The 23921-nt window shown below is 54.7% G+C and carries 34 protein-coding genes and 1 riboswitch; of the genes, 32 read left to right on the forward strand and 2 right to left on the reverse strand.

Annotation, left to right across the window (positions count from 1 at the left end):
* Nucleotides 1-113 precede the first annotated feature (113 nt).
* Nucleotides 114-2030 carry a phosphomethylpyrimidine synthase ThiC gene (gene thiC / locus ACYCZJ_RS07255; protein WP_461553557.1) on the reverse strand — a complete coding sequence of 639 codons (1917 nt, stop codon included), beginning with the start codon at nucleotides 2028-2030 and terminating at the stop codon, nucleotides 114-116.
* A 28-nt stretch (nucleotides 2031-2058) separates the two neighbouring features.
* Nucleotides 2059-2162, reverse strand: a riboswitch (TPP riboswitch).
* 60 nt (nucleotides 2163-2222) lie between these two features.
* Between thiC and ACYCZJ_RS07260 the strand changes: the two genes are divergently transcribed.
* The 3 genes from ACYCZJ_RS07260 to ACYCZJ_RS07270 are packed head-to-tail and all read left to right on the forward strand — an operon-like array spanning nucleotide 2223 to nucleotide 4541.
* Nucleotides 2223-2876 (forward strand): protein-L-isoaspartate O-methyltransferase family protein, encoded by a 654-nt coding sequence (locus ACYCZJ_RS07260; RefSeq protein WP_461553558.1) that lies wholly within the window; start codon nucleotides 2223-2225, stop codon nucleotides 2874-2876.
* A 5-nt stretch (nucleotides 2877-2881) separates the two neighbouring features.
* Entirely contained in the window at nucleotides 2882-3205 is a 324-nt protein-coding gene (locus ACYCZJ_RS07265; protein WP_461553559.1) for a rhodanese-like domain-containing protein, read from the forward strand.
* A 31-nt stretch (nucleotides 3206-3236) separates the two neighbouring features.
* Nucleotides 3237-4541 (forward strand): TolC family outer membrane protein, encoded by a 1305-nt coding sequence (locus tag ACYCZJ_RS07270; protein WP_461553560.1) that lies wholly within the window; start codon nucleotides 3237-3239, stop codon nucleotides 4539-4541.
* A 6-nt stretch (nucleotides 4542-4547) separates the two neighbouring features.
* Here the strand turns inward: ACYCZJ_RS07270 and waaA are convergent, their stop codons facing one another.
* Nucleotides 4548-5813, reverse strand: coding sequence for a lipid IV(A) 3-deoxy-D-manno-octulosonic acid transferase (gene waaA, locus ACYCZJ_RS07275; protein WP_461553561.1), 1266 nt, complete (start codon nucleotides 5811-5813; stop codon nucleotides 4548-4550).
* Nucleotides 5814-5884: 71 nt separating this feature from the next.
* Between waaA and ACYCZJ_RS07280 the strand changes: the two genes are divergently transcribed.
* The 29 genes from ACYCZJ_RS07280 to ACYCZJ_RS07420 form a co-directional block, all read left to right on the forward strand.
* On the forward strand, nucleotides 5885-6898 hold the full coding sequence (locus ACYCZJ_RS07280; RefSeq protein ID WP_461553562.1) for an NAD-dependent epimerase: 1014 nt from the start codon (nucleotides 5885-5887) through the stop codon (nucleotides 6896-6898).
* A gap of 55 nt (nucleotides 6899-6953) precedes the next feature.
* Nucleotides 6954-7523 (forward strand): Uma2 family endonuclease, encoded by a 570-nt coding sequence (locus ACYCZJ_RS07285; RefSeq protein ID WP_461553563.1) that lies wholly within the window; start codon nucleotides 6954-6956, stop codon nucleotides 7521-7523.
* Between the two features lie 79 nt (nucleotides 7524-7602).
* A complete protein-coding gene (locus ACYCZJ_RS07290; RefSeq protein WP_461553564.1) occupies nucleotides 7603-7827 on the forward strand; it encodes a hypothetical protein in 225 nt (74 codons plus the stop codon).
* Nucleotides 7814-8248 (forward strand): type VII toxin-antitoxin system MntA family adenylyltransferase antitoxin, encoded by a 435-nt coding sequence (gene mntA / locus ACYCZJ_RS07295; RefSeq protein WP_461553565.1) that lies wholly within the window; start codon nucleotides 7814-7816, stop codon nucleotides 8246-8248. Before ACYCZJ_RS07290 ends, mntA begins: the two co-directional genes overlap by 14 nt.
* Nucleotides 8233-8649: a type VII toxin-antitoxin system HepT family RNase toxin gene (gene hepT, locus ACYCZJ_RS07300; protein ID WP_461553566.1), complete on the forward strand. Its 417-nt coding sequence runs from the start codon at nucleotides 8233-8235 to the stop codon at nucleotides 8647-8649. The genes mntA and hepT overlap by 16 nt, the downstream gene beginning before the upstream one ends.
* Before the next feature lie 70 nt (nucleotides 8650-8719).
* Nucleotides 8720-8845, forward strand: a complete 126-nt coding sequence (locus ACYCZJ_RS07305; protein ID WP_461553567.1) for a hypothetical protein — start codon at nucleotides 8720-8722, stop codon at nucleotides 8843-8845.
* Between the two features lie 90 nt (nucleotides 8846-8935).
* Nucleotides 8936-9235: a nucleotidyltransferase domain-containing protein gene (locus ACYCZJ_RS07310; protein WP_461553568.1), complete on the forward strand. Its 300-nt coding sequence runs from the start codon at nucleotides 8936-8938 to the stop codon at nucleotides 9233-9235.
* On the forward strand, nucleotides 9232-9720 hold the full coding sequence (locus tag ACYCZJ_RS07315; protein WP_461553569.1) for a hypothetical protein: 489 nt from the start codon (nucleotides 9232-9234) through the stop codon (nucleotides 9718-9720). The genes ACYCZJ_RS07310 and ACYCZJ_RS07315 overlap by 4 nt, the downstream gene beginning before the upstream one ends.
* A 342-nt stretch (nucleotides 9721-10062) precedes the next feature.
* Nucleotides 10063-10374, forward strand: coding sequence for a nucleotidyltransferase family protein (locus ACYCZJ_RS07320; RefSeq protein WP_461553570.1), 312 nt, complete (start codon nucleotides 10063-10065; stop codon nucleotides 10372-10374).
* A gap of 47 nt (nucleotides 10375-10421) precedes the next feature.
* A complete protein-coding gene (locus ACYCZJ_RS07325) occupies nucleotides 10422-10862 on the forward strand; it encodes a hypothetical protein (RefSeq protein WP_461553571.1) in 441 nt (146 codons plus the stop codon).
* 46 nt (nucleotides 10863-10908) lie between these two features.
* Nucleotides 10909-11208 carry a hypothetical protein gene (locus ACYCZJ_RS07330; protein ID WP_461553572.1) on the forward strand — a complete coding sequence of 100 codons (300 nt, stop codon included), beginning with the start codon at nucleotides 10909-10911 and terminating at the stop codon, nucleotides 11206-11208.
* A 14-nt stretch (nucleotides 11209-11222) separates the two neighbouring features.
* Nucleotides 11223-11684 (forward strand): hypothetical protein, encoded by a 462-nt coding sequence (locus ACYCZJ_RS07335; RefSeq protein WP_461553573.1) that lies wholly within the window; start codon nucleotides 11223-11225, stop codon nucleotides 11682-11684.
* An 83-nt stretch (nucleotides 11685-11767) separates the two neighbouring features.
* Nucleotides 11768-12874, forward strand: a complete 1107-nt coding sequence (gene gmd, locus ACYCZJ_RS07340) for a GDP-mannose 4,6-dehydratase (RefSeq protein ID WP_461553574.1) — start codon at nucleotides 11768-11770, stop codon at nucleotides 12872-12874.
* On the forward strand, nucleotides 12871-13422 hold the full coding sequence (locus tag ACYCZJ_RS07345; protein WP_461553575.1) for an ORF6N domain-containing protein: 552 nt from the start codon (nucleotides 12871-12873) through the stop codon (nucleotides 13420-13422). Before gmd ends, ACYCZJ_RS07345 begins: the two co-directional genes overlap by 4 nt.
* Entirely contained in the window at nucleotides 13419-14387 is a 969-nt protein-coding gene (locus ACYCZJ_RS07350; RefSeq protein WP_461553576.1) for a GDP-L-fucose synthase family protein, read from the forward strand. The genes ACYCZJ_RS07345 and ACYCZJ_RS07350 overlap by 4 nt, the downstream gene beginning before the upstream one ends.
* 81 nt (nucleotides 14388-14468) lie before the next feature.
* The gene (locus tag ACYCZJ_RS07355) at nucleotides 14469-14837 is read left to right on the forward strand and encodes a MarR family EPS-associated transcriptional regulator (RefSeq protein ID WP_461553577.1); all 369 of its coding nucleotides are present in this window, start codon (nucleotides 14469-14471) and stop codon (nucleotides 14835-14837) included.
* 5 nt (nucleotides 14838-14842) lie between these two features.
* Nucleotides 14843-15673 (forward strand): ABC transporter permease, encoded by an 831-nt coding sequence (locus ACYCZJ_RS07360; protein ID WP_461553578.1) that lies wholly within the window; start codon nucleotides 14843-14845, stop codon nucleotides 15671-15673.
* A 2-nt stretch (nucleotides 15674-15675) separates the two neighbouring features.
* A complete protein-coding gene (locus tag ACYCZJ_RS07365; protein WP_461553579.1) occupies nucleotides 15676-17031 on the forward strand; it encodes an RNA-binding domain-containing protein in 1356 nt (451 codons plus the stop codon).
* Nucleotides 17028-17384: a Fic family protein gene (locus ACYCZJ_RS07370; protein ID WP_461553580.1), complete on the forward strand. Its 357-nt coding sequence runs from the start codon at nucleotides 17028-17030 to the stop codon at nucleotides 17382-17384. Before ACYCZJ_RS07365 ends, ACYCZJ_RS07370 begins: the two co-directional genes overlap by 4 nt.
* 219 nt (nucleotides 17385-17603) lie before the next feature.
* Entirely contained in the window at nucleotides 17604-17801 is a 198-nt protein-coding gene (locus ACYCZJ_RS07375) for a type II toxin-antitoxin system VapB family antitoxin (RefSeq protein ID WP_461553581.1), read from the forward strand.
* Nucleotides 17798-18169, forward strand: coding sequence for a type II toxin-antitoxin system VapC family toxin (locus tag ACYCZJ_RS07380; RefSeq protein WP_461553582.1), 372 nt, complete (start codon nucleotides 17798-17800; stop codon nucleotides 18167-18169). Before ACYCZJ_RS07375 ends, ACYCZJ_RS07380 begins: the two co-directional genes overlap by 4 nt.
* A 69-nt stretch (nucleotides 18170-18238) precedes the next feature.
* Nucleotides 18239-18511 (forward strand): hypothetical protein, encoded by a 273-nt coding sequence (locus ACYCZJ_RS07385; RefSeq protein WP_461553583.1) that lies wholly within the window; start codon nucleotides 18239-18241, stop codon nucleotides 18509-18511.
* Nucleotides 18512-18522: 11 nt separating this feature from the next.
* A complete protein-coding gene (locus ACYCZJ_RS07390) occupies nucleotides 18523-18972 on the forward strand; it encodes a hypothetical protein (RefSeq protein ID WP_461553584.1) in 450 nt (149 codons plus the stop codon).
* Nucleotides 18959-19165, forward strand: coding sequence for a hypothetical protein (locus ACYCZJ_RS07395; protein ID WP_461553585.1), 207 nt, complete (start codon nucleotides 18959-18961; stop codon nucleotides 19163-19165). The genes ACYCZJ_RS07390 and ACYCZJ_RS07395 overlap by 14 nt, the downstream gene beginning before the upstream one ends.
* A 64-nt stretch (nucleotides 19166-19229) precedes the next feature.
* A complete protein-coding gene (locus tag ACYCZJ_RS07400) occupies nucleotides 19230-19454 on the forward strand; it encodes a hypothetical protein (protein ID WP_461553586.1) in 225 nt (74 codons plus the stop codon).
* Nucleotides 19451-20584, forward strand: coding sequence for a DUF1016 N-terminal domain-containing protein (locus ACYCZJ_RS07405; protein WP_461553587.1), 1134 nt, complete (start codon nucleotides 19451-19453; stop codon nucleotides 20582-20584). The genes ACYCZJ_RS07400 and ACYCZJ_RS07405 overlap by 4 nt, the downstream gene beginning before the upstream one ends.
* Before the next feature lie 220 nt (nucleotides 20585-20804).
* Nucleotides 20805-21842: a PDDEXK nuclease domain-containing protein gene (locus ACYCZJ_RS07410; RefSeq protein WP_461553588.1), complete on the forward strand. Its 1038-nt coding sequence runs from the start codon at nucleotides 20805-20807 to the stop codon at nucleotides 21840-21842.
* Between the two features lie 84 nt (nucleotides 21843-21926).
* Entirely contained in the window at nucleotides 21927-22283 is a 357-nt protein-coding gene (locus ACYCZJ_RS07415) for a hypothetical protein (protein WP_461553589.1), read from the forward strand.
* A gap of 204 nt (nucleotides 22284-22487) precedes the next feature.
* Nucleotides 22488-23921 (forward strand): O-antigen ligase family protein (locus ACYCZJ_RS07420; RefSeq protein ID WP_461553590.1); only part of this gene is annotated, 1434 nt, incomplete at its 3' end.

Genomic DNA, 23921 nt, shown 5'->3' on the forward strand with positions numbered 1-23921 from the left:
AGATATGACGCGGATATCGTCAGATATGGTCAAACCGGGTTTTTCCTATTCAGGCGCACGGCAGGTACGCTGTTTCAATCCATGAAACGGCGCACCAGAAGTTTCAATGCGAATTATGCCTTGCGGTAAATTTCCGCGCCCTGCTTCACAAATTCAACTGCTTTCACTTCCATGCCCTTTTGCAAGGCATCCTGCTCCGACAATCCCTGCTGTGCCGCATAGTCGCGCACGTCCTGGGTGATTTTCATGGAGCAGAAATGCGGGCCGCACATGGAACAGAAGTGGGCAACCTTGGCTGAATCCTTGGGCAGGGTTTCGTCGTGGAATTCGCGCGCCTTGTCCGGGTCGAGGCCGAGGTTGAACTGATCCTCCCAGCGGAACTCGAAGCGCGCCTTGGACAAGGCATTATCGCGAATCTGCGCGCCCGGATGACCCTTGGCCAGATCGGCCGCGTGGGCGGCGACCTTGTAAGCCATGATGCCCTCTTTCACATCGTCCTTGTCCGGCAGGCCCAGGTGTTCTTTCGGTGTGACATAGCACAGCATGGCGGTGCCGTACCAGCCGATTTGCGCGGCGCCGATGGCGCTGGTGATGTGGTCGTAGCCGGGCGCAATGTCGGTGGTGAGCGGCCCCAGGGTATAGAACGGCGCTTCGTCGCACCACTCCAGCTGCAGGTCCATGTTCTCCTTGATCAGCTGCATGGGCACGTGGCCCGGGCCTTCGATCATCACCTGGCAATCATGCTTCCAGGCAATCTGGGTGAGTTCGCCCAGTGTCTTCAATTCAGCCAGTTGCGCCTCGTCATTCGCATCGTAAATCGAGCCGGGGCGCAGGCCGTCGCCGAGGCTGAAGCTCACGTCGTACGCCTTCATGATCTCGCAGATGTCTTCGAAATGCGTATAAAGAAAGCTTTCCTTGTGGTGCGCCAGACACCACTTGGCCATGATCGAGCCGCCGCGCGACACGATGCCGGTCATGCGTTTGGCGGTCAGCGGCACGTGTGCCAGGCGCACGCCGGCGTGGATGGTAAAATAATCCACACCCTGCTCGGCCTGCTCGATCAGGGTGTCGCGGAACATTTCCCAGGTCAGGTTTTCGGCCTTGCCATCCACCTTTTCCAGCGCCTGATAAATAGGCACCGTACCGATCGGTACGGGTGAGTTGCGGATAATCCATTCGCGCGTTTCGTGGATGTTCTTGCCGGTGGAGAGATCCATCACCGTGTCGCCGCCCCAGCGGATCGACCAGGTCATCTTTTCGACCTCTTCCTGGATCGATGAACCCAGCGCCGAGTTGCCGATGTTGGCGTTGATTTTCACCAGAAAATTGCGTCCGATGATCATCGGCTCGGTTTCCGGATGGTTGATGTTGGCGGGGATGATGGCACGGCCCCGCGCCACTTCATCACGCACGAATTCCGGCGTAATTTCTTCGGGCAGCGCAGCGCCGTAGTTTTGCCCACGATGCTGGCGGCCCAGCAATTCCGCCATTTTCAACCCGGTGGAACCGGCAGTCTTGAGCGACTCGATGTATTCCTTGCGACGCATATTTTCGCGAATGGCCACATATTCCATCTCCGGCGTGATGATGCCCTGTCGCGCGTAATGCATTTGCGTGACATTTTTTCCCGCCTTGGCACGACGCGGCTGACGAGCGAGGCCAGGGAAACGCATGACGGTGAGCCCGGCATCGTTCAAGCGCTCAAGCCCATACTCTGAACTCAGCTCGGTCAGCGCATCGGTGTCATTGCGCGCTTCGATCCAGCCGGCACGCACGGTGTCCAGCCCAGTGCGGATATCTATTTTCGCTGCCGGATCGGTGTAAGGGCCGGAACAGTCGTACACATAAATCGGCGGGTTGGGTTCGGCCCCGAATGAGGCTGGCGTATCGGCCTGGCTGATTTCGCGCATCGGCACGCGGATATCAGGGCGGCTGCCTTCGACGTACATCTTGCGCGAATTGGGCAAGGGCTGGACGGCCGCTTCGTCGACATGGGCGGTGGCGGCAATAAACTGGGGATTGGCATTCATGGAAAGTCCTTAAGCAGAATAGCGTAAGGAGCACGGCCAGATGCTTCCCTACGACGGCATGACCCGTATCAGGTTCAAAGGGTGTGTCTCACTGCGCTGACCAACATCCGGCGCAGACCCCTAGCAAAGATGTTAAATTAAAGGAATTATGGAATAATCGCAAGGTATAAGTTCGCGCCCAGGTGTTAAATAATGAATATCGAACAAGCCCGTTTCAACATGGTAGAGCAGCAGATCCGTACCTGGGATGTGCTGGATCAGGACATTCTCAACCTGCTGTCCAAGGTCAAACGCGAGGAATTCGTCCCGCAAACTTACCGTACCCTGGCATTTGTGGATATGGAAATTCCGCTCGGCCACGGCCAGTTGATGATGCAGCCCAAACTCGAAGCGCGCATCGTACAGGAATTAGCCATCACAAAAACTGACAAGATCCTCGAAGTCGGCACCGGCAGCGGTTATCTCACCGCCTTGCTCGCACATCAGGGACACCACGTTCACAGCGTGGATATCGTGCCGGAATTCAAGACACGCGCCGAAGCCAAACTCAAGGCGCATGGTTTTGCCAATGCCTCGCTGGAAGTGGGCGACGCGGCACGCGGCTGGTCGCGGCATGGCCCGTATGATGTGATTGTGCTGGCCGGCTCCACGCCTGTATTGCCCGAAGTTTACCTGCACGACCTGAAGCCTGGTGGACGGATGTTCGCCATCGTCGGCGATGCGCCAGCCATGCAGGCCCAGCTCATCACCTGCATGGCCGAAGGCGCCTACAATACCGTGACACTGTTTGAAACCAGCATTCAGCCGCTCATCAACGCACAGCAACCCGAACGCTTCGTATTTTAACCGCCATGCAGCAAATCGGCGCGCACGAACTCCAGCAATGGGTGCAGGATACCAGCCGTGCCAGCCCTTTTTTGCTGGACGTGCGCGAGCCCTGGGAATATGAGCATTGCCATATCGCCAATACCCATTTGATACCGATGCAAAGCGTCCCGGGCAAACTCGATATGCTCGACAAACAGGCGCATATTGTGGTGATCTGCCATCATGGTGTGCGCAGCATGCAGATAGCGCATTTTCTAGAGCATGCCGGATTCGAACAGGTCTACAATTTACAAGGCGGGGTGGATAGCTGGGCGCAGCAAGTGGATGCCGGCATGCCCACTTATTGAAACGCATCGCCGGCTAATTCTGGGGGACCTTTTGAAACGTCTGTCTCTCGCACTCCTCGGTATCGGATTTACCCATTTGGCGTTTGCCGCCAACCTATCTGATATTTATCATCAGGCACAAAACAGCGATGCCGCTTATGCCTCTGCCCGCGCGGCCTACCGCGCCGGTGTAGAAAAACTGCCGCAGGGCCGGGCAGGTTTACTGCCGCAAGCCAGTCTTAATGCCAATGTGCTCAATAACGACAGCCACTCATCGGTGTTCGGGGACAAAAATTACACCTCCAACAGTGCCGGCATCACTGTCACCCAACCCATCTATCGCAAGCAGAACTGGGAACGCTACGAGCAAGCCAAACTGCAAGTCAGTGTAGCCGGGGCACAACTCGCCAATGCCGCGCAGGACCTGATCCTGCGTACCGCGCAAGCCTATTTTGATGTCTTGCAAAGCCAGGACAGCATCAGCTTCGTGCGTGCGCAAAAGGCCGCCATCGGCGAGCAACTGGCGCAAGCCAGACGCAATTTCGAGGTCGGCACCGCCACGATTACCGACAGCAACGAAGCACAGGCGCGTTCCGATCTCGCTAGCGCCCAGGAAATCGCCGCCCTCAACGATCTGCAAATCAAACAACGCGCCCTGCAACGCATTATCGGAACGCCACCGCCCACGCTCGACACGTTGGGGGACAAGCTACACCTGACACCGCCCGATCCAGCCAACATGGAAGAATGGATCGTCCATGCCGAGCAGAACAGCCCTGTACTCAAGGCACAACGCGCCAGTTATGACATCGCCCAACGCGAGGTCGAACGCAACCGCGCCGGTCATTACCCGACCCTGGATGCCGTTGCCAGCTATTCGGATAATCGCAACCAGAATTTTGGCGGATTTCAGGTCAACACCAAAAATGCCGTAATCGGGGTGGAATTCAACCTGCCGCTGTATCAGGGCGGCCTGGTCAGTTCACAAGTACGTGAAGCGGTTGCCAATCAGGACAAGGCGCGCGAAGACCTCGAAGATGCGCGGCGCCAGGTGGATCTCGATACCAGCCAGGCATACCTTGGCGTAACCAGTGGCGCTGCCCAGGTGAAGGCGCTGGAACAGGCGTTGCGCTCCAGTCAGACAGCGCTCGATTCGACCAGGCTTGGCCTCGAGGTCGGCGTGCGTACCACGGTGGATGTACTCAATGCGCAGCAACAGCTTTATTCCGCCAAACGTGATCTGGCTGCCGCGCGTTACAACTACATTCTTTCCAAACTGCGCCTGAAAGCCGCTGCCGGAATCCTGAGCGAAACCGACCTCAACGAAGTGGACAAATCACTGCTGGGCAGCAATTAATCAGGCTCAACCCAGAAATCGGCCAATAACCTGCATCAAGCGCTGCACCGTGCCACGATGAGCCAGGCTGAACGCCTGCGCTGCTTCCGACATCCGGCGGCGGCGCGAAGCATCATCCAGCAAATCCTTCAATGCCCGGGCCAGGCCGGCCACATCCTCCACACGCTGTGCCGCACCGCACGCAATAGCCTGGCGCGCCACATCGGTGAAGTTCCAGGTATGCGGGCCAATCAATACCGGACAGCCTACGGCGGCGGCTTCAATCAGGTTCTGCCCCCCGAAAGGCAGCAAACTCCCCCCCACAAATGCCATATCGGCGGCGCGATAGTAGGCAAATAGTTCGCCCATGGTGTCGCCCAGCAACACCGCTGTCTGCACTGCTACAGGCTCACCTGCACTGCGCCGCTGATAAATCACGCCGCGCTGTTCCAGCAGCGCCGCCACCTCGTCAAAACGCTGCGGATGGCGCGGCACAATCATCGTGAGCAGACCGGGCGACGCAAGCCGTTCCAGCGCGTCCAGCACCAGTCCCTCCTCGCCCTCACGTGTGCTGGCCGCTACGAATACCGGCCGTGAACCGCCGCTCTGCGCACGCAGTTGCTCCCCGGTCTGGAGTTGCGCCGGGAGCGGCTCGCAATCAAATTTCAGATTACCCGCCACTTCGATACCCTGCGCGCCCAGCAGGCTCAACCGCTCAGCATCCGCGTGTGTTTGCGCCACGACAGCGGCGAGCTTGCCCAAGCTGCTGCGCACCAGTGCATCAAGCCAGCCATAGCGCCGCGCGGAGCGCACGGACAAACGCGCATTCACCAGCAATACTGGCGTGCCGCTTGCGTGACAGGCACGGATCAGGTTCGGCCAGATTTCAGTTTCCATCAACAGGCCGAGCGCGGGTTTAAAATGCCGCACGAAGCGCCGCACAGCGAAACTGTAATCGTAGGGCAGATATGCTCTGATCACCCGCTCGCCAAATAGAGACTCACTGGTTGCGCGGCCGGTTGGCGTCGTGTTTGTCAGCAAAATCCGATGCCCTGGATAGCGCGCCAGCAACGCCTCCACCAGCGGTACCGCGGCGCGCGTCTCTCCCACGGACACCGCATGCAACCAGATCACCGGTTGCGTTGGACGGGCCGAATACAACCCGAAGCGCTCACTCCAATGGTGCAGGTAAGCAGGCTGGCGACGCGCACGCCAGAGCAAATGCAGCAGCGTGTAAGGAAACGCCACGAACAGCAGCAAGGCGTAGAAAAAACGGGGCAAAAACAGTTTCATGCCGGCATTCTAACAGCGCATGACGCGTAAACGGGCATGTTAGAATCAGCCCTAATAATTCTGGAGACCACATGAAAATCCTACTCACTGGGGCGGCTGGCTTCATCGGAATGCACACCGCGCTGCAACTTCTGGCACGCGGCGATATAGTCGTCGGTGTGGACAACCTCAACGATTACTATGACGTCAATCTCAAAAAGGCGCGGCTGGCTCAATTGGCGCCCCATGACAACTTCCGTTTCATCCAGCTCGACATTGCCGACCGGGCAGCCATGGAAACCCTGTTCGCCACGGAAAAATTCCAGCGCGTCATCAACCTCGCCGCCCAGCCCGGTGTGCGCTACTCGCTGAAAAACCCGCACGCCTACATCCAGTCCAACATCGTCGGCCTGACCAACATCCTCGAAGGCTGCCGACACAATCAGGTCGAGCACCTGGTCTACGCCAGCAGTTCCAGCGTATACGGCGCCAATACGCACATGCCGTTTTCCGTGCACGACAATGTCGATCACCCGGTCAGCCTGTACGCTGCCACCAAAAAAGCCAGCGAGATGATGGCGCACAGCTACAGCCACCTGTACAACCTGCCCACCACCGGCCTGCGTTTTTTCACCGTGTACGGCCCGTGGGGACGCCCGGACATGTCACCCTCGCTGTTCGCCGGCGCCATCCTGCGCGGCGAGCCGATCGACGTATTCAACCAAGGCAAAATGCAGCGCGATTTCACCTATATCGACGACATCGTCGAAGGTGTGATGCGCATCCTCGACCGCACAGCCACACCCAATCCCCAATTCGACACCAACGCCCCCGACCCCGGCACCAGCTACGCCCCCTACCGCGTCTACAACATCGGCAACCACGAGCCGGTGGAACTGATGACTTTCATTGAAACCATCGAGCGCGCCGCCGGCAAACAGGCCGTGAAAAACTTCCTGCCCATGCAGGCCGGCGACGTGGTGGCTACCTATGCCGATGTGGCCGATCTCAAACGTGACGTAGGGTTTGAGCCGAGGACGCCGCTCGCGGAAGGGATAGAGAAATTTGTAGCGTGGTATCGCGGTTATTATCATCAGGCCGGGTGATGCTCACGCCAATCAATAAGCAGCGTCCGGCCAGTTGGCCACAAGGGAGTACGACATGAAGCACGCGATTGTTCTGCAACTGAGTGAACAGGAATATCTCGAAACCGAGCGCGCCAGCCAGGTCAGGCATGAATATGTCGCCGGTGAAATCTTCGCCATGGCCGGTGGCAGCAAGGCACACAACATCATTTCTGGAAACGTGTTCACGTTGCTGCGCAACAAACTGCGCGATAGCGGCTGCCAGACCTTCATCGCCGATATGAAAGTACGCATCGCCACGCAGGCCAGCTACTACTATCCCGATGTTGCCGTTACTTGCGCACAGGGCGACCTCGCCAGCGACAGCCCCAAGGATTACATCGAATCCCCGGTGCTGCTGGTTGAAGTGCTCTCCCCCACCACCGAAGCCATCGACCGCCGCGAAAAAATGCTCGCCTACCGCCACATCGCCAGCCTGCGCGAATACGTGCTGATCGACCAGGAACGGCGCTGGGTAGAGGTTTACCGCCGCAATGAAGCTGGCTGGAGCGCCGACATTTTCGCGCCAGACGATGAAATCACGCTGGAGTCGGCGAATCTGCAAATCCGCATGGATGACCTGTACGAAGGCAGCAGCGTGGCCTGAGCCCAGCTATGGGTTCAGGCTGATACAATACCCCCTGCGTATTCCCGTTATCCCCAATTGATCGGACGCAGCTACCAAGATGAGACTCACCGACACCCAGAGCGCCACCATCCGCGAAGAAGTGCAGCGGCACTTCGGCGACGGCGTGCCCGGCGGCGATAAAGAAGCACGCTGCCCGGAACACAGTGCGATATCGCCTGCGTGGCTTGAAGAACTGCTTGCCACACCTGAAGGCATAGACCGTCTGGAATCCTTCGTGGGCAAGCTTTCCCGCAGGGAGATAAAACGCAATGAATTCTGCTAAACCGGCCTCGCCAAACGAGAAACGGTGCCTGACGCCATTCCTTCTTCTGCTCAGGAAAGTGCTGGCGCAATTTCCGCAGATTACCCTCGCCATGTTGTTTGGATCACTAGCGTCAGGCCGCCAGCGCCCCGATAGCGATCTGGATATCGCCATTGCCGCAAACCATCCGCTGACCGCCGACGAGAAAATAGCCATTATCGGCGCGTTGGCCGAGCATACGGGGCGGCCGATCGACCTGATTGACCTGAGTACTGTCGCGGAACCATTGCTCGGGCAGATCGTGCGCCACGGTAAAAAAATCGTCGGCAGCGACACGCTTTATGGGGAAGTGATTCGCAAACATCTGTACGAACAGGCAGACTTCATGCCTTATCGCACCAGATTACTCGCGGAAAGGCGGCGCGCATGGATCGGGAAATAGTCGAACAAAAACTGGAATCCTTGCGCCGATCTTTACAACGCATAGAAACCAGGTGCCCGCCAGATCCACAAACGCTGGTAGCCAACATAGACCTTCAAGACATCGTCACGCTCAATCTCAGCCGAGCAGTGCAAATCTGCGTTGATATTGGCACGCACTTGATAGCGGGTATGGAGGTGCCGCCACCAGACACGATGGGGCAAACTTTTGACATCCTGGCACAACAAGGCGTTTTGGACGATACGCTGGCAACCCGCCTTAAAAAAGCCGTTGGATTTCGTAATATAGCCATTCACAATTACGAGTGTATCAACTGGATGATTGTGCACAGCATCGCCCGCCATCACCTTGTGGACTTTACGGAATTTGCCAAAATGGTCGCCCTCAAACTGGAAAAGTAAACACAGGCTGCACCGATCAGCCGCCAGTTCCCGGCCAGATTGACGCAAGGAATCGCCACGTGGAACAGCAATGGTTGCGCCGTTCAGCGAACAGGCATATCCCGATATTTACGCCACCGGAAATACCCTCACGCTGGAATCAGCGGATACGCAAGCCGGCATGGATGAGCTGCAAGAAGGCAACGGCACGGGTTGAATCCATGTGTGACTACATGGCTGCTACAATACCTTCCTGCACATTCCCATTATTCCTGTTATTTCCGATTGATTGGACGCAGCTACCAAGATGAGACTCACCGACACCCAGAGCGCCACCATCCGCGAAGAAGTGCAACGGCACTTTGGCGACAGTGCGCGCGTTTTGCTATTTGGCTCACGGGTGCGTGACGACGCGCTGGGCGGCGACATCGACCTCTTCGTTGAAGCCGAAGGCAACGCCGAACAGACATTAACGCGCGAGCTCCAGCTCTACGCCGCACTCCAGCGCCGGCTGGGCGAGCAGCGCATCGACATCGTCGTTCATCGACGCGGCACACCCCTGCGCACCATCGACGAAGAAGCACGCAGAACCGGAGTACCGTTGTGACTGAAACCATCAATCGCCTGTGGCAGATACTGCGCGTGGTCGAAAAAGAAGATATCTACCTGCAAGGCGTCATACAACGACTTTTCCCCAGGCAAGATGTGATTTCGCCCGTATGGCTGGAAAATCTGCTTGCTACACCTGAAGGCATAGACCGCCTGGAATCTTTTGTCGGCAAGTTTTCCCGCATGCAAGACACACTCGTCGATAAGTTACTGCCGCATTTTCTGCTCGCCGTAGGCGAAGAACCAGGCACCGCCCTGGACAACCTGCGCCGCGCAGAACGGCTGGGCATAGTCAGTGACCCGGACCAGTGGCTAGCCATGCGCCGGCTGCGCAACCATCTGGTTCACGAATATGTCGATGACCTGGCGCAACTGGCTGCCGCGCTGGTAAAGGCGCGCGAAACGGCCGGTGAGCTATACAAGACTTTTCATGGCATAAAGACCTATGCCGAGCAAAATCTGCCGCTGGTGGATAAAACGTAATGAATTCTCCGGATGCAGGAGCGGCTTTAGCCGCGCAATCAGAATGCATCGCGGCTAAAGCCGCTCCTGCAATTGATGCTATTTTTAACGAGAAATAATGGAATTACCTATTTAACACAACGGGTTCAATGCGCTTACTCTCTTGCAGCACGCAGCCTTTTGCGCGCTCTGATCTGATTCTGCAATATCGCCGATGCAAGTCAGTGTGCGCGACCAATACGCAGGGTAACATCGGCTGAATCCAGGCATGGATTCGGGCTGCTATAATCCCCACCTATGCGCTGCATATACCTTCACAATCTGTGCGCGTAAGCCCCTATTTTATTTAAGAGCCATCGTCCCATGCGCCTGACCCCGCACCAAGCCGAGACAGTCAAAACCTTAGCGCAGCGCCACTTCGGCGCAGACGCAGCGCTATGGCTGTTCGGCTCGCGTGCCGACGACAGAAAAAAAGGTGGCGATTACGATTTTTTTATCGAAACCTCACTCGACCAGCCCGATGCCATCATTGAGCACAAAATTGCATTGATCGTAGAACTCCAGTCATCCCCCGCCTTTGAGGACGAGAAAATAGACCTGATCGTCAAGCGTCGGCATTCCGGTTTCCACATGCCGATTTATGATATTGCCCGAACTGAAGGTATCCGGCTGTGACACCAGAACGCCTGATGCGCCTCTATCTAAATGAATGCAGGCTACACGTGAGTGTATTGGCAGAGGCCATGGCTGAGGCGCGTAAATGGCTGCCGTTTAATGCTGATTCCGTTCAGCGCATTACGAAAGAGCAGCTTCGAGTACTTGACCAGGTGGCCTACCGTTTCACCAAATTACAGGACACCATGGGCCAGAAAGTTTTACCGGCGGTTCTCGAACTGGCACAGGAACCCATTGCACCCGACGCAAGCTTCGCTGAAAAGCTCAATTGGCTGGAGCGAATGGGGGCATTGCCTTCGGCAGAACAATGGAAAAAGCTTCGCACAGCACGCAACGCAATTGCCCATGAATACCCCGATGCCCCTGCATTGCAGGCTGGCGCCATCAACCGTTTTCTCGATGGCGCAACACAGTTGAATGCATTGTATGAATTTGTTGGCCGATATTTGCTGGCGCACTTCCCGAACGTAGTGAGTGTGTCAAAATGACGGCAAAGACAACCAGTGGCGATACCAACCAGTGTGAAACACCTCTATGCGCCTGACTGACGAACAGATGGAAGCAATACGCCAAAGCGCACGCCAGATCGGCGGCGAACTGGCACGCGTGCGCGTGTTCGGTTCGCGTCTTGATGACAGCGCACGCGGCGGCGACCTCGACCTGATGCTCGAACTGCCCGAGCCGGTAGACAACCCCGCTCTCATGGCCGCGCAACTGGCGGCGCGCGCCTCACGCGCCCTGCATGGCCGCAAAGTGGACGTGCTGATCAGCGCACCGAACCTCATGCGTCTGCCCATTCACAACATTGCATTCCAGGAAGGGCAGTTGCTGTGACGTTGAAACCCGAAATGACACTACGTCTGAAGTTCCTGGTACGCGTTGTGCGCAAAGAATGCCAGCACCTCGCCACCACCGACCAGCGCCTGTTTGCAAATGCATTTACCCTGGCGCAAGCGAGCCAGCTCGAAACAGACCCCGACTTGGCAGAACGTGTGGAAGCCTTTGTCGGCAGATTCGGCCGCCTGCAAGACACCGTAGGTGACAAATTACTCCCCCTGCTGTTGACCGCCCTGGGCGAAAAAACCGGTGCTGCAATCGACAACCTTGACCGCGCCGAGCGCCTGAGGCTCATCCACTCAACGGACGAATGGATCAGCATGCGCAACCTCAGAAACCAGATGGTTCACGAATACGTTGAAGACCCTGCCATACTCGCCAGCGCGCTGCAATCCGGCCATGCTTTTGTACCGGCATTGATTGCTGCAGCCGACAAAATGATGAATGAAATCGAGCAACGAGGCTGGGCATAACGCAGAGCGCCAGCCCTCCGCCAACCTGCTGATGCGACACCTGCACAACACACTAATTTAGTAACCACCCAAAATATTACCTTATGAAAAAAGCCCTGATCACCGGCGTTACCGGCCAGGACGGCGCCTATCTGGCCGAGTTCCTGCTTGCAAAAGATTACGAAGTGCACGGCATCAAGCGCCGCGCCTCGCTGCTGAACACCGACCGCATTGACCACCTGTACCAGGATCCGCACGAACAGAACCGGCGGTTTTTCCTGCACTACGGCGACATGACCGACTCCAGCAGTCTGGTACGCATCGTGCAACAGGTGCAGCCCGACGAAATCTACAACCTCGCCGCGCAATCGCATGTGGCGGTGTCGTTCGAAGAGCCGGAATACACCGCCAATTCCGACGCGCTCGGCACCTTGCGCCTGCTCGAGGCCATCCGCATCCTCGGCCTGGAAAAGAAAACCCGCTTCTATCAAGCCTCTACCTCCGAACTGTTCGGCAAAGTGCAGGAAACCCCACAGCGCGAAACCACCCCGTTCTACCCGCGCTCGCCGTACGCCGCCGCCAAGCTCTACGCCTACTGGATCACGGTGAACTACCGCGAGGCTTACGGCATGTATGCCTGCAACGGCATCCTGTTCAACCACGAATCGCCGGTGCGCGGCGAAACCTTCGTCACCCGCAAGATCACCCGCGCGCTGGCGCGTATCAAACTCGGCCTGCAAGACGATCTGTACCTCGGCAATCTCGACGCCAAGCGCGACTGGGGCCATGCCAAAGACTACGTCGAGATGCAATGGCTGATGCTGCAACAAGACGAGCCGGAAGATTTCGTCATCGCCACCGGCGTGCAATACAGCGTACGCGATTTCGTCAATGCCGCCGCCAAGGAACTGGGCATGGCCATCCGCTGGGAAGGCACCGGCATGGACGAAAAAGGCTACTGGCTTACCTCCCCTCCCCTCGCGGGAGAAGGGAATCGCATCATCGTTCAAGTCGACCCGCGTTATTTCCGCCCCACCGAAGTCGAAACGCTGCTGGGCGACCCCAGCAAAGCCAAGGCAAAACTCGGCTGGACCCCCAAAATCACCTTCGATGAGCTGGTCGCCGAAATGGTGCGCGAAGACCTCAAGGCGGCCGAACGCGACGAACTGGTCAAGCATCATGGCTACAAGGCCATGGACTACCACGAATGACGCTCGCATCCACGCTCGTCGCGCCGGAGTCTGCCGCTCAACGAATCCTCCTGATTCGCGGACATAAAGTCATGCTGGATGCTGACCTGGCTTTGTTATACAGCGTCGAGACACGCGCATTGGTGCAGGCCGTCAAGCGCAATGCCCACCGTTTTCCAGCGGATTTCATGTTTCGGCTCACAGAAGAGGAATGGCTGGCTTTGAGATCACAAAATGTGACCTCAAAAGGACGTGGCGGTCGCCGCTATGCGCCCTATGCTTTCACCGAACATGGCGCACTCATGCTTTCCAGTGTGCTTAATTCAGAGACCGCTGCCGAAGTTGGCATTGCCATCGTGCGCACCTTCGTCCAGCTCCGCGAAATGCTCTCCACACACAAGGAATTCGCTGCAAAGCTGGAAGCGCTGGAGCGAAAAATCGGCAGTCATGACCAAGCCATCACCGGGCTGATTGATGCGATCCGTCAGCTCATGACACCTCCTGCGCAAAGCAAACGCCCCATCGGTTTTATTGCAACCGATGCGGCCCCCGGGAAGGCCAATAAATGAACCCAAACGCAAAAATCTACATCGCCGGTCATCGCGGCCTGGTCGGCTCCGCCATCGTCCGCCGCCTGACCGCTTCCCACCCCCATATCCTCACCCGCACCCATGCCGAGCTCGACCTCACCAACCAGGCCGCAGTCGAAGTCTTCTTCGCCGCAGAAAAACCCGAATACGTGTTTCTCGCCGCCGCCAAAGTCGGCGGCATCCTCGCCAACAACACCTATCCGGCTGATTTCATCGCCATCAACCTCGCGATCCAGAGCAACATCATCCAGGCGGCGCACCGGCACGGCGTCAAGCGCCTGCTGTTTCTCGGCTCCTCCTGCATCTACCCGCGCGACTGCCCGCAGCCGATGAAGGAGGAATACCTGCTCACCGGCCCGCTCGAATCCACCAACCGCCCCTATGCTGTCGCCAAGATCGCCGGTATCGAGATGTGCTGGGCGTATAACCGGCAATATGGCACACAGTACCTGGCGGTCATGCCGACCAATCTCTATGGCCCCGGCGACAACTACGACCTCAACACCTCACACGTGATCCCCGCACTCATTCGCAAGTTCCACGAAGCCAAACTGCGTGGTGATAAAGAAGTCGTGGTGTGGGGCACCGGCACACCGTATCGCGAATTTCTTTACAGCGACGACATGGCCGATGCCTGCGTGTTCCTGATGAACCTCGACGATGCGCGTTTCCAGAACGTGCTCGATGACGGCAGCGGCAAGCTGCCGCCGCTGGTCAATATCGGCACGGGCGTTGATCTCACCATCAAGGAACTGGCCGAGTGTGTGGGTGAAACCGTCGGCTTTACCGGTAAAATCGTATTTGATGCGAGCAAACCGGATGGCACCCCGAGGAAACTGCTGGATGTTTCACGCATGAACGCCCTAGGCTGGCATGCGGGTTTAAACCTGCAAGACGGGCTAAAATACGCTTACCGCGACTTCATGCAGCACTCAGCCCATTAACCCGCTTGACTCTACCTTGAAATTATCGTTCAATCGCTGAACATGTTCAATGATTGAACGATAAAAGTGAATGGCGTAGCCATGTTAAGCGACGAATACCGCTACAAAATCCTGAAACGCCTGGAGGCCAATCCTGAGATCAGCCAGCGCGAACTGGCCGGAGATCTGGGCATCAGCCTGGGGCGGGTGAACTATTGCATTCAAGCCTTGATCGAGAAAGGTTTGGTCAAAGCCAACAACTTCCGCAACAGCAACAACAAAAAGGGCTATGCCTACCTGCTGACGCCGTGTGGAATCGAGGAAAAAGCGCGAATCACCGTGCAATTCCTCAAGATCAAGATTGACGAACATGCGGCGTTGACGAAAGAGATCAAAGGTTTGCGGCAAGAGGCCGGGCAAATTCGGGCGCGGCAACACAATGGCACTCCTTCTAAAAAAGGGATGAAATAATACGCATGCCAACCAATCAGGCTACACTCGTTATCGAAGCAGGCAGGACGGAACGCCACTATTGGAGAGACCTGTGGCGGTATCGTGAGCTTTTTTATATTTTGTCTTGGCGGGATATTCTGGTCCGCTATAAGCAAACTGTCATTGGCTTTGCATGGGCACTAATCAGGCCGTTCTTGACCATGGTTGTGTTTGTGTTCGTATTCAGCAAACTGGCCAAACTGCCTTCCGAGGGTGCGCCCTACCCGATTCTGGTTTTCGCCGCGCTGCTGCCTTGGCAATTTTTCTCCAATGCGTTTACCGAAGCGGGTAATAGCCTGATCAGCAATGCCAACATGATTTCCAAAGTTTACTTTCCCCGCTTGGTAGTGCCTGCCAGTGCCGTAATCGTGAGTTTTGTGGATTTTCTGATTTCGGGGGTCATTCTAGTTGGTTTGATGCTCTGGTATGGGTTTGCGCCTGATTGGCGAATATTAACGCTGCCGTTGTTTATTTTGATCGCCTTTGCTGCTGCAATAGGCGCAGGACTGTGGACAGCGGCACTCAATGTCAAATACCGGGATTTTCGCTACATCATTCCCTTTGTGGTGCAGTTCGGACTCTACGTTTCACCAGTCGGATTCAGCAGCACGATCGTTCCTGAAAAATGGCGCCTGCTCTATTCATTGAATCCAATGGTAGGCGTGATCGATGGTTTCCGCTGGGCGATATTAGGCGGCAATACCCAACTTTACTGGCCTGGATTTTTGCTTTCCCTGTCTCTGGTTCTGGTGATACTGGTCACAGGAATCTATTACTTCCGTAAAACGGAAAAAACTTTCGCGGACGTGATTTGATCATGGCCGCCAGGGACAACCATTACGATCAATGGCTGCTTGATGGCGAATCACAGACACTGGAGTTTAAAACCAGTTTTGATAAGACCACAGTTGAATCATTGGTGGCCTTTGCCAATGCGCAGGGTGGAATAGTGCTGGTGGGAATAAGCGATGCTGGGGTGGCCTTGGGTGTATCGATGGGGAAGGAAACGCTCAACGAATGGCTGGGGCAAATCAAATCCGCTACTAGCCCATCACTTATCCCCGACCTGGAAGTCATCGCTGTGAATGGCAAAACCGTCGTGGCCATTCGCATTGACGAATTTCCAGTCAAACCGATAAACACACGGGGACGCTATTTCAAGCGCGTGGCCAGTTCCAACCATCAACTTGCCTTAAACGAAATTGCCGATCTCTACATGCAATCGCTACAGATTTCATGGGACGCACATCAAGCCGGCAAGCACACGCTGGCTGAGTTATCCATGCCCAAGATCAAGCGATTCATTCAGCACGTGAACGACAATGGCCGCTTCGCACTGGAAAACACGGGCCTCGCCGCACTGGAAAAACTCAACTACATCATCAATGGTCGCCCCACATGGGCGGCCATGCTGCTATTTGCCAAGGAACCGATACGTCACAACATTCACATCGGGCGCTTCAAAACACCCAGCATGATCATCGACGACCGGCAGTTCACCGATACCCTGTTTGAAGTGGTCGAGCAGTCGATGAAATTCATCATCTCGTACATCAGTGTCGCGTTTGAGTTTGATGGCAGCATTCAGCGCAAAGAACGCTTTGGCTACCCGCTGCCCGCGCTGCGTGAAGCCCTGCTCAATGCAGTCGTCCACCGCGACTACACCGATGGCTCAGACATTCAAATCAAAATCTTTGACGACAAGATCACAATCTTTAGCCCCGGCACCTTTTACGGCGGCATCAGCGTGGCCGACATCCAGGCCGACAACTATCGCTCCAGCCTGCGCAACAAACTGGTTGCCGAAGGTTTTTACCTTACTGGCAGTATCGAGAAATATGGTAGCGGCTTCATACGCATTCGCAAAGCGCTGCGCGACTACCCGGAAATTGATTTCGATATCAAAGAATTTGCAGGCGGCGTGATGGTTACGTTTGCGCAGCATGGCGGAGTAAATGAGGGAGTAAATGAGGGAGTAAATGAGGGAGTAAATTCATTACTCAAAACCATCAAACTGCATCCTGGGTTGCGTGTCCCCTCACTAGCAGAACGAATGGCAACCTCCGCGAAAAATGTTGAGCGCTGGCTCAGGCAACTCAAAGAAAATGGCTTGGTTGAATTTAGAGGCGCAGCCAAAACGGGCGGTTATTATTATTTGGACTCAGACGAATGAGCACACAAGAAATCAGCGGCGGATTCATGCTCACCTTCGCTCAGGTTGAGGTTGAGCAGCCAGAGTCACTGCTAGAGAATAGTAATGGCACAGGGCAAGTCACAAGGCAAGTCACAGCAGAGATCGGGCGGTTGCTAAATGTTGTGCACGACGAAATGTCACGACAACAGTTGCCGGATGCGCTAGCGCTAAAATCACGCGACAATTTTGACAGGCGCTATCTCAAGCCAGCGCTTGTGTTGGGCTTGATTGAGCCAACCATCTCAGACAAGCCAAATAGCCGTCTTCAGAAATATCGCATCACACGGGCAGGGCAAGCGCAACAGCTAAACCGGAAAGCCAAACATAAATGAGCATCACTATGTCAGCGATTACATTCGTCATTCCGGACTTGCTCCGGAGCTTGTTTTTGCACTTAACCTTGCCGTTGCGGACGTGATCTGATGTCTCCGCCATCATTTCGCCAAGCCGGGAAAGTGACCCAATTCAGCGGATATAGCGGTTAGTTCAGGCATCAATCAAGGCATCATTTAATGTTATTATGTGTGCCTCAACATTTGAGGGATATTGCGATGAGAACAACACTTGCACTTGATGACAACCTGGTTGCCAAAGCACAGGCTTTTACCGGGCTGACAGAAAAATCGGCTTTGGTGAGAGAGGCGCTGAACGCATTGATAGAACGCGAAAGCGCGCATCGGCTTGCGCTGCTGGGCGGCAGCGAGCCCGCGCTTGAGCCTGTACCAAGACGGAAATCGGTGCGAGCGTGATACTGGTCGATACATCGGTGTGGATAGACCATCTCCGCCATGGTGACAATACCTTGGTGAAACTGCTGAATACCGGGCAAGTGCTTGTGCACCCATTTGTCATCGGCGAGATTGCCTTGGGTAGCTTGCGACAACGCGATGTGATTCTGGATACATTAACTGATATGCCCCGTGTAAAAGTCGCCACAGATGAAGAAGTGCTGGCGCTCATCAACCAAAGCAATCTATACGGGATCGGGATCGGTTATATAGATGCGCACTTGCTGGCAAGCACGCGCCTGACACCGGGCACCCTGCTTTGGACGCGCGACAAACGCTTGCGCGCCGTCGCCGATCAGGCGGGGTTGCTGGCAGTATTGGCGCACTGAAATGGCTGACATCTTCGTTATCGATTCAGACAGAGCCTAATGACAAAATCTAAAACCAGAGGCTCCCTGATGTCATCTGTCATCTCAGTCGAGAACCTCTCGAAAGAATACAACATCGGTCACCGGAAGCAGGAGCGCTATACCGCGTTGCGCGATGTCCTGGCGAATAGTGCCAAGCGTATCAACCGGAAGCTGCTTCATCTTTTTTCAGAGCAGCAAAATGACTCTACCCACGAAGAGTTCTGGGCTCTCAAGGATATCAGCTTCAACGCGACTACAAACTGTAGCCAACTGAAAATGCAATTGGTGGATGGTAAAATGCACCAAATGTCCGTCAAATAGTAGGGAATGCCATGCGTATTTATCTGGATATCTGTTGTTTTAACCGTCCCTTTGATGATCAATCGGATTTGATTGTTCGACTTCAGACAGAGGCCAAGCTCCATGTTCAGGAGATGGTTCGACAGGGCGCGCTGGACTTGGTATGGTCGGCGATTATGGATATAGAAAATTCCGCCAATCCTGATTTGAATCGGAAAGTGACTATTGCTGACTGGCAGCAAATAGGGGTTGTAGATATGTCTGTTAACGAGCTTGTTGAACAGAAAGCGATAACACTCTCCAAAATTGGCGTCAAACCAATGGACGCGCTTCATGTTGCATGTGCAATCGAGGCTCGCGCCGAATACTTCCTGACAACGGATAACGCACTACTGCGCAAGATGGCAAAACAGGACAGCATTCGCGTTGTCGACCCTGTTGATTTTGTACGTGTACTAAAGGATAAAAATGATGAAGACTGATACTGAGATTCGTTCTGAGGGCATCCGTGCCTTGATGCAAGTCATGGGAGCAGTCGAAGCGGAACGGTTTATCGCTTTGATTAACCGTGAGCGTTTTGATTATACCGAGTGGCGCAAAAACCAATGGCAAGACGAAACCGTGGAATCGCTCGCCACCCGCGCCCGCACATTGCGGGGAATCGATAAAACTTGAGGCTTACCCGCTATCAATCCAGGCAAGCCAGAATGACTAAATCTAAACTTTTAAAGGTTTTCTGATGCCCTCTGTTATCAGCGTCGAGAACCTCTCGAAAAAATACATCATCGGCCATCGGAAGATTTTCTTGAATGGCGCGATCCTCGGCATGAGCAAGGCGAAGATCAGAAGTAAATTTGACGAGATCGTGGTTTTTGCCGAGGTTGAAAGAATTCTTGATACACCCGTCAAGCATTACACCAGAGGCATGCAGCCGGAGCTGACAGCCACAAAAGAACGGCTATGAAAAGGTCAGCCACACCATCACTTTCAACCAATAGTGAAGTGGATTCACTGTTTGAGCGCGTCGCCGGCATTCTGGAGCCGGGGCGCGGACGTGTCCTGCGCACCATCAACCACGAAACGGTGCTGGTGTATTGGCTGATTGGCCGTGAAATCGTACAAGCACTGCAAGGCGGCGAAACGCGGGCGCAATATGGCAATGCCTTGATCACGGATCTGTCGAAACGACTCACCGGGCACTACGGCGCCGGGTTTTCCGCCGCCAACCTGAAAAACTTCCGGCAGTTTTATCAGACCTACTCCGACCGGATAGTATCGATTAGCCACCCATCGGGTAGCCAATTGGCGGCCTCCAATGGATTAAATCCGATAAGCTGCCCGGCGGGTAGCGAATCCCCATCAGGCTTTCATCCCAACCTGAGCTGGTCACACTACCGCGCCCTGATGCGGGTGGAAAATAACGCCGCCCGCCAGTTCTACGAAACCGAAGCGGTGCAGAGTAATTGGTCGCGGCGTGACCTGGAGCGGCAGATTGGCCGCTTGTTTTACGAACGCCTGCTAGCCAGTACCGCCAAGATCGCCGGTATCGAAATGTGCTGGGCGTATAACCGGCAATATGGCACCCAGTACCTGGCGGTCATGCCGACCAATCTCTATGGCCCCGGGGACAACTACGACCTCAACAATTCCCATGTCATCCCCGCGCTCATCCGCAAGTTCCACGAAGCCAAAGTGCGTGGCGATAAAGAAGTCGTGGTGTGGGGCACCGGCACACCATATCGCGAGTTTCTCTACAGCCACGACATGGCCGATGCCTGCGTGTTCCTGATGAACCTCGACGCTGCGCGTTTCCAGCGCGTACTGGATGACGGCGACGGACAGTTGCCGCCGCTGGTCAATATCGGCACCGGTGTCGATCTCACCATTCGCGAACTCGCCGAGCAGGTGGGTGAAGCCGTCGGCTTTACCGGCGAAATCGTATTTGATGCGAGCAAGCCCGACGGCACACCGAGGAAACTGCTGGATGTGTCACGCATGGGCGCGCTGGGCTGGCAGGCGGATTTAAGCCTGCAAGATGGGTTAAAATGCGCCTACCACGACTTCATGCAGCATTCGGCCCATCAGCCGGTTTGATACGACCTACGCAATGAGACTCACCGACACCCAAAAAACCGCCATCCGCGAAGAAGTGCAACAGTATGTCGGCGATGATGCGGGCGTCCCGCTTTTTGACTCATGGGTGCGGGACAAGGCAGGTGACAGTGATATAACCGGAAAATGGTGTCTGATCCTGACCCCAATACTCAACCGGGAAATATGTCTGACTCCATTTCATTTTTGTTGAGAGCCTGACATGACCAACCCCATTCCAACCGATAACCGGCTGCTTACCGATGTGCGCCATCTCATCGATGCCGCCCGGCAGCGGGTGGCCAGCGCGGTCAATGCCGAACTCACCCAACTCTACTGGCAGATCGGCCGACGCATTAACAGCGAATTGCTGCAGGGGCAAAGGGCCAAATATGGCAAGCAGGTGATCGCCGAATTGGCACGGCTGCTGACGACCGATTTTGGCAAAGGGTGGAGCGAGCAGCAACTCCGTCACTGCTTGCGATTGGCTGAGATATACCCTGATGAGCAAATTCTCTCCACAGTGCGGAGAGAATTGTCCTGGTCTCATCTCAAGGCGCTGATCTACATCGACGACCCACTCAAACGCGATTTCTACCTCGAAATCTGCCGTCTTGAACGCTGGAGCGTTCGCCAGTTGCAAGAGCGTATCAACTCGCTGCTCTACGAGCGCACAGCCATATCCAAAAAGCCCGAAGACACCATCCGGCAAGACCTCGATCTTCTACGCGACCAAGGGCAACTCTCACCGGATCTCACCTTTCGCGACCCCTACGTGCTGGATTTTCTTGGCCTGACCGACAGCTATTCCGAAAAAGACCTCGAATCCGCCATTTTGGCCGAATTGCAACGATTCATTATCGAGCTTGGGAGTGATTTCGCCTTCATGGCCCGGCAAAAGCGCATCACCATCGACAACCGTGATTACTACATCGACTTGCTCTTCTATCACCGCAGGCTACGTCGTCTCGTCGCCATCGACCTCAAGATCGGCGAATTCGAAGCCGCCTTCAAAGGTCAGATGGAGCTCTACCTGCGCTACCTTGAAAAACAGGAACAAATGGAAGGCGAGGCCACGCCCATCGGCCTTATCCTCTGCACAGGAAAAAATCAGGAGCACGTCGAACTGCTGCAACTACCGCAAAGCAACATCCATGTGGCCGACTACCTGACCCTCCTGCCGCCGCGTGAAACGCTACAAGCCAAACTTCACCAATCCATCGAGCTGGCGCGGTTGAAACTAAGGGGCACCGCAGAATGATGAAACAAACCTTGAACCAACCTCACGGACAAACCCAACCCACGGCCCGTCTCAGTGATCAGAGAAAATTGGAGTCTGACCCCAATGCGCGAATTTCTTTACAGCGACGACATGGCCGATGCCTGCGTGTTCCTGATGAACCTCGACGATGGGCGTTTCCAGCGTGTACTGGATGACGGCAACGGCACGCTGCCGCCGCTGGTCAATATCGGCACAGGTGTTGATCTCACCATCAAGGAACTGGCCGAGTGTGTGGGTGAAGCCGTCGGCTTCACCGGCGACATCGTATTTGATGCGAGCAAACCGGATGGCACCCCGAAAAAACTGCTGGATGTTTCACGCATGAACACTCTTGGCTGGCATGCGGGTTTAAACCTGAAAGATGGGTTAAAATACGCTTACCGCAACTTCATGAAGCACTCAGCCGGTCACCCCGTTTGATCCGGTACGACTCACGCAATGAGACTCGCAGACAGCCAAAAAGCCTCCATCCGCAAAGAAACACAACGCCACTCCGGCGACAGCGCGCGTGCCGCTGTTTGGTTCACAGACACAGGACGACACACCAAATGAGGAATGGTGTATGACTCCATTTTCTCCACTGGATATTGAATATCACAAAATTGAACAGGAGTACGGGGAGTAATGAGCAGCAGTATCCTAAGGCAAATAGTGGGGGTTGCTGCATTACCCAAACGCCTGTTCTTTGTATGGACAAGCCTGCTTTTAAGTGCGGCAGCTATTACGCTGTTTTTGGCGCCTACGAAGGAGTGGCATGGTCTTGCCTTAATGACTCTCGGATTTGTTCTCCTACGCGTCTCAGACACGCCTAAAATTCCGACAAATTGGCGCCTAGCGTTGCGAGTCTATTCCCCTCTTTGGGTAATTCTTGTGATAGGTTTCCTGTTTGTTTTTTTTGGTGCTGATTTAATAGAGTTTCTCGTTTTTACCAGAGAGTTTGTAATTGGTTTTTTATGTTATTTGGCTGCTTATTGGCTAATGAAAAATTTTCATCGTGAACTGGGTGAAAAAGGTCTGATGCTTTTGTTATTGCTGCCAGGGATGGTTCACCTCTCTATTTTTTCACTTGACCTGGTTCAAGCTTTCACAAGAGGGGAATTGGATACTCCCAGATATTTCCAGCATCTTAAAGATATCCCTCGAGTTGGTCGTAAATATTTAAGTATCGCGCTAACATCGCTGCTCGTATTCGCGCTATTGGGCAGTACATGCGTCTCAAAGAGGGCCAAAACCTTCCTGCTTTTCCTCTTTCCATTATCAGTATTTGCACTGGCGATTTTGGATACCAGATCCGCAGAGTTATCTCTCGTCATAACTGTTATCGGAGTGATTTTTATACCCTGGTTACGCAAGGCATTTATGGGGGCAGCTATGCGAATAACTACTCATTCAAATCTGTTGTTTGTATATTTAGCCAGCGTTTTAGCCTTCTCTATTTTAATAGCCTTCTCTGCCGGTCAAGAACGCTGGTCGGAATTCAGTTATAGCGTAGCAGCAGTTTTCCAGAAAACCACAAATGCCAAGGCATGGCAGAGCATAAAATACTGGCAGGATACTAACTGTGGCGATGGAAGAGAATTTAGATGTTCGGTAGACCAATCAGCCTATTTGAGGCTATCTTGGCTACAATTTGGCTTGCAAGGTGTGTTGGAGCACCCCCTGGGTATAGGAGCCACCAGATATACGATTTTGACCTTATTGGACGCAGCCAATCCGTCTGCGGTAACTGGCAATACTTTCGTAAAAGAGTCGCATAGTGGTTTCCTTGATTTGGCCATATGCTTTGGACTGCCAGGAGCAATTTGCTTTGTCTGGTTTTGTTTAAAAGTACTTAAGCTTGGGCGAAATGAGTTCAAAAATAGCTCAAGTTCCGCCATGTTTGTTGGCATTTACCTGGTGTTTTGTATATCGCTAGTACGCTTCCTAGTGGACAACATGAGTGATGGGCTTTGGTACTACTTGATGTCTATGGCGGGGATGCTGGTAGCAATGTCCGACCCTTATGACAAACCGATGAGTGAGCTCAACCTTATCCCTAATCCCATACATAAAGATGGT

This window comes from Sulfuriferula sp. (assembly GCF_054605375.1).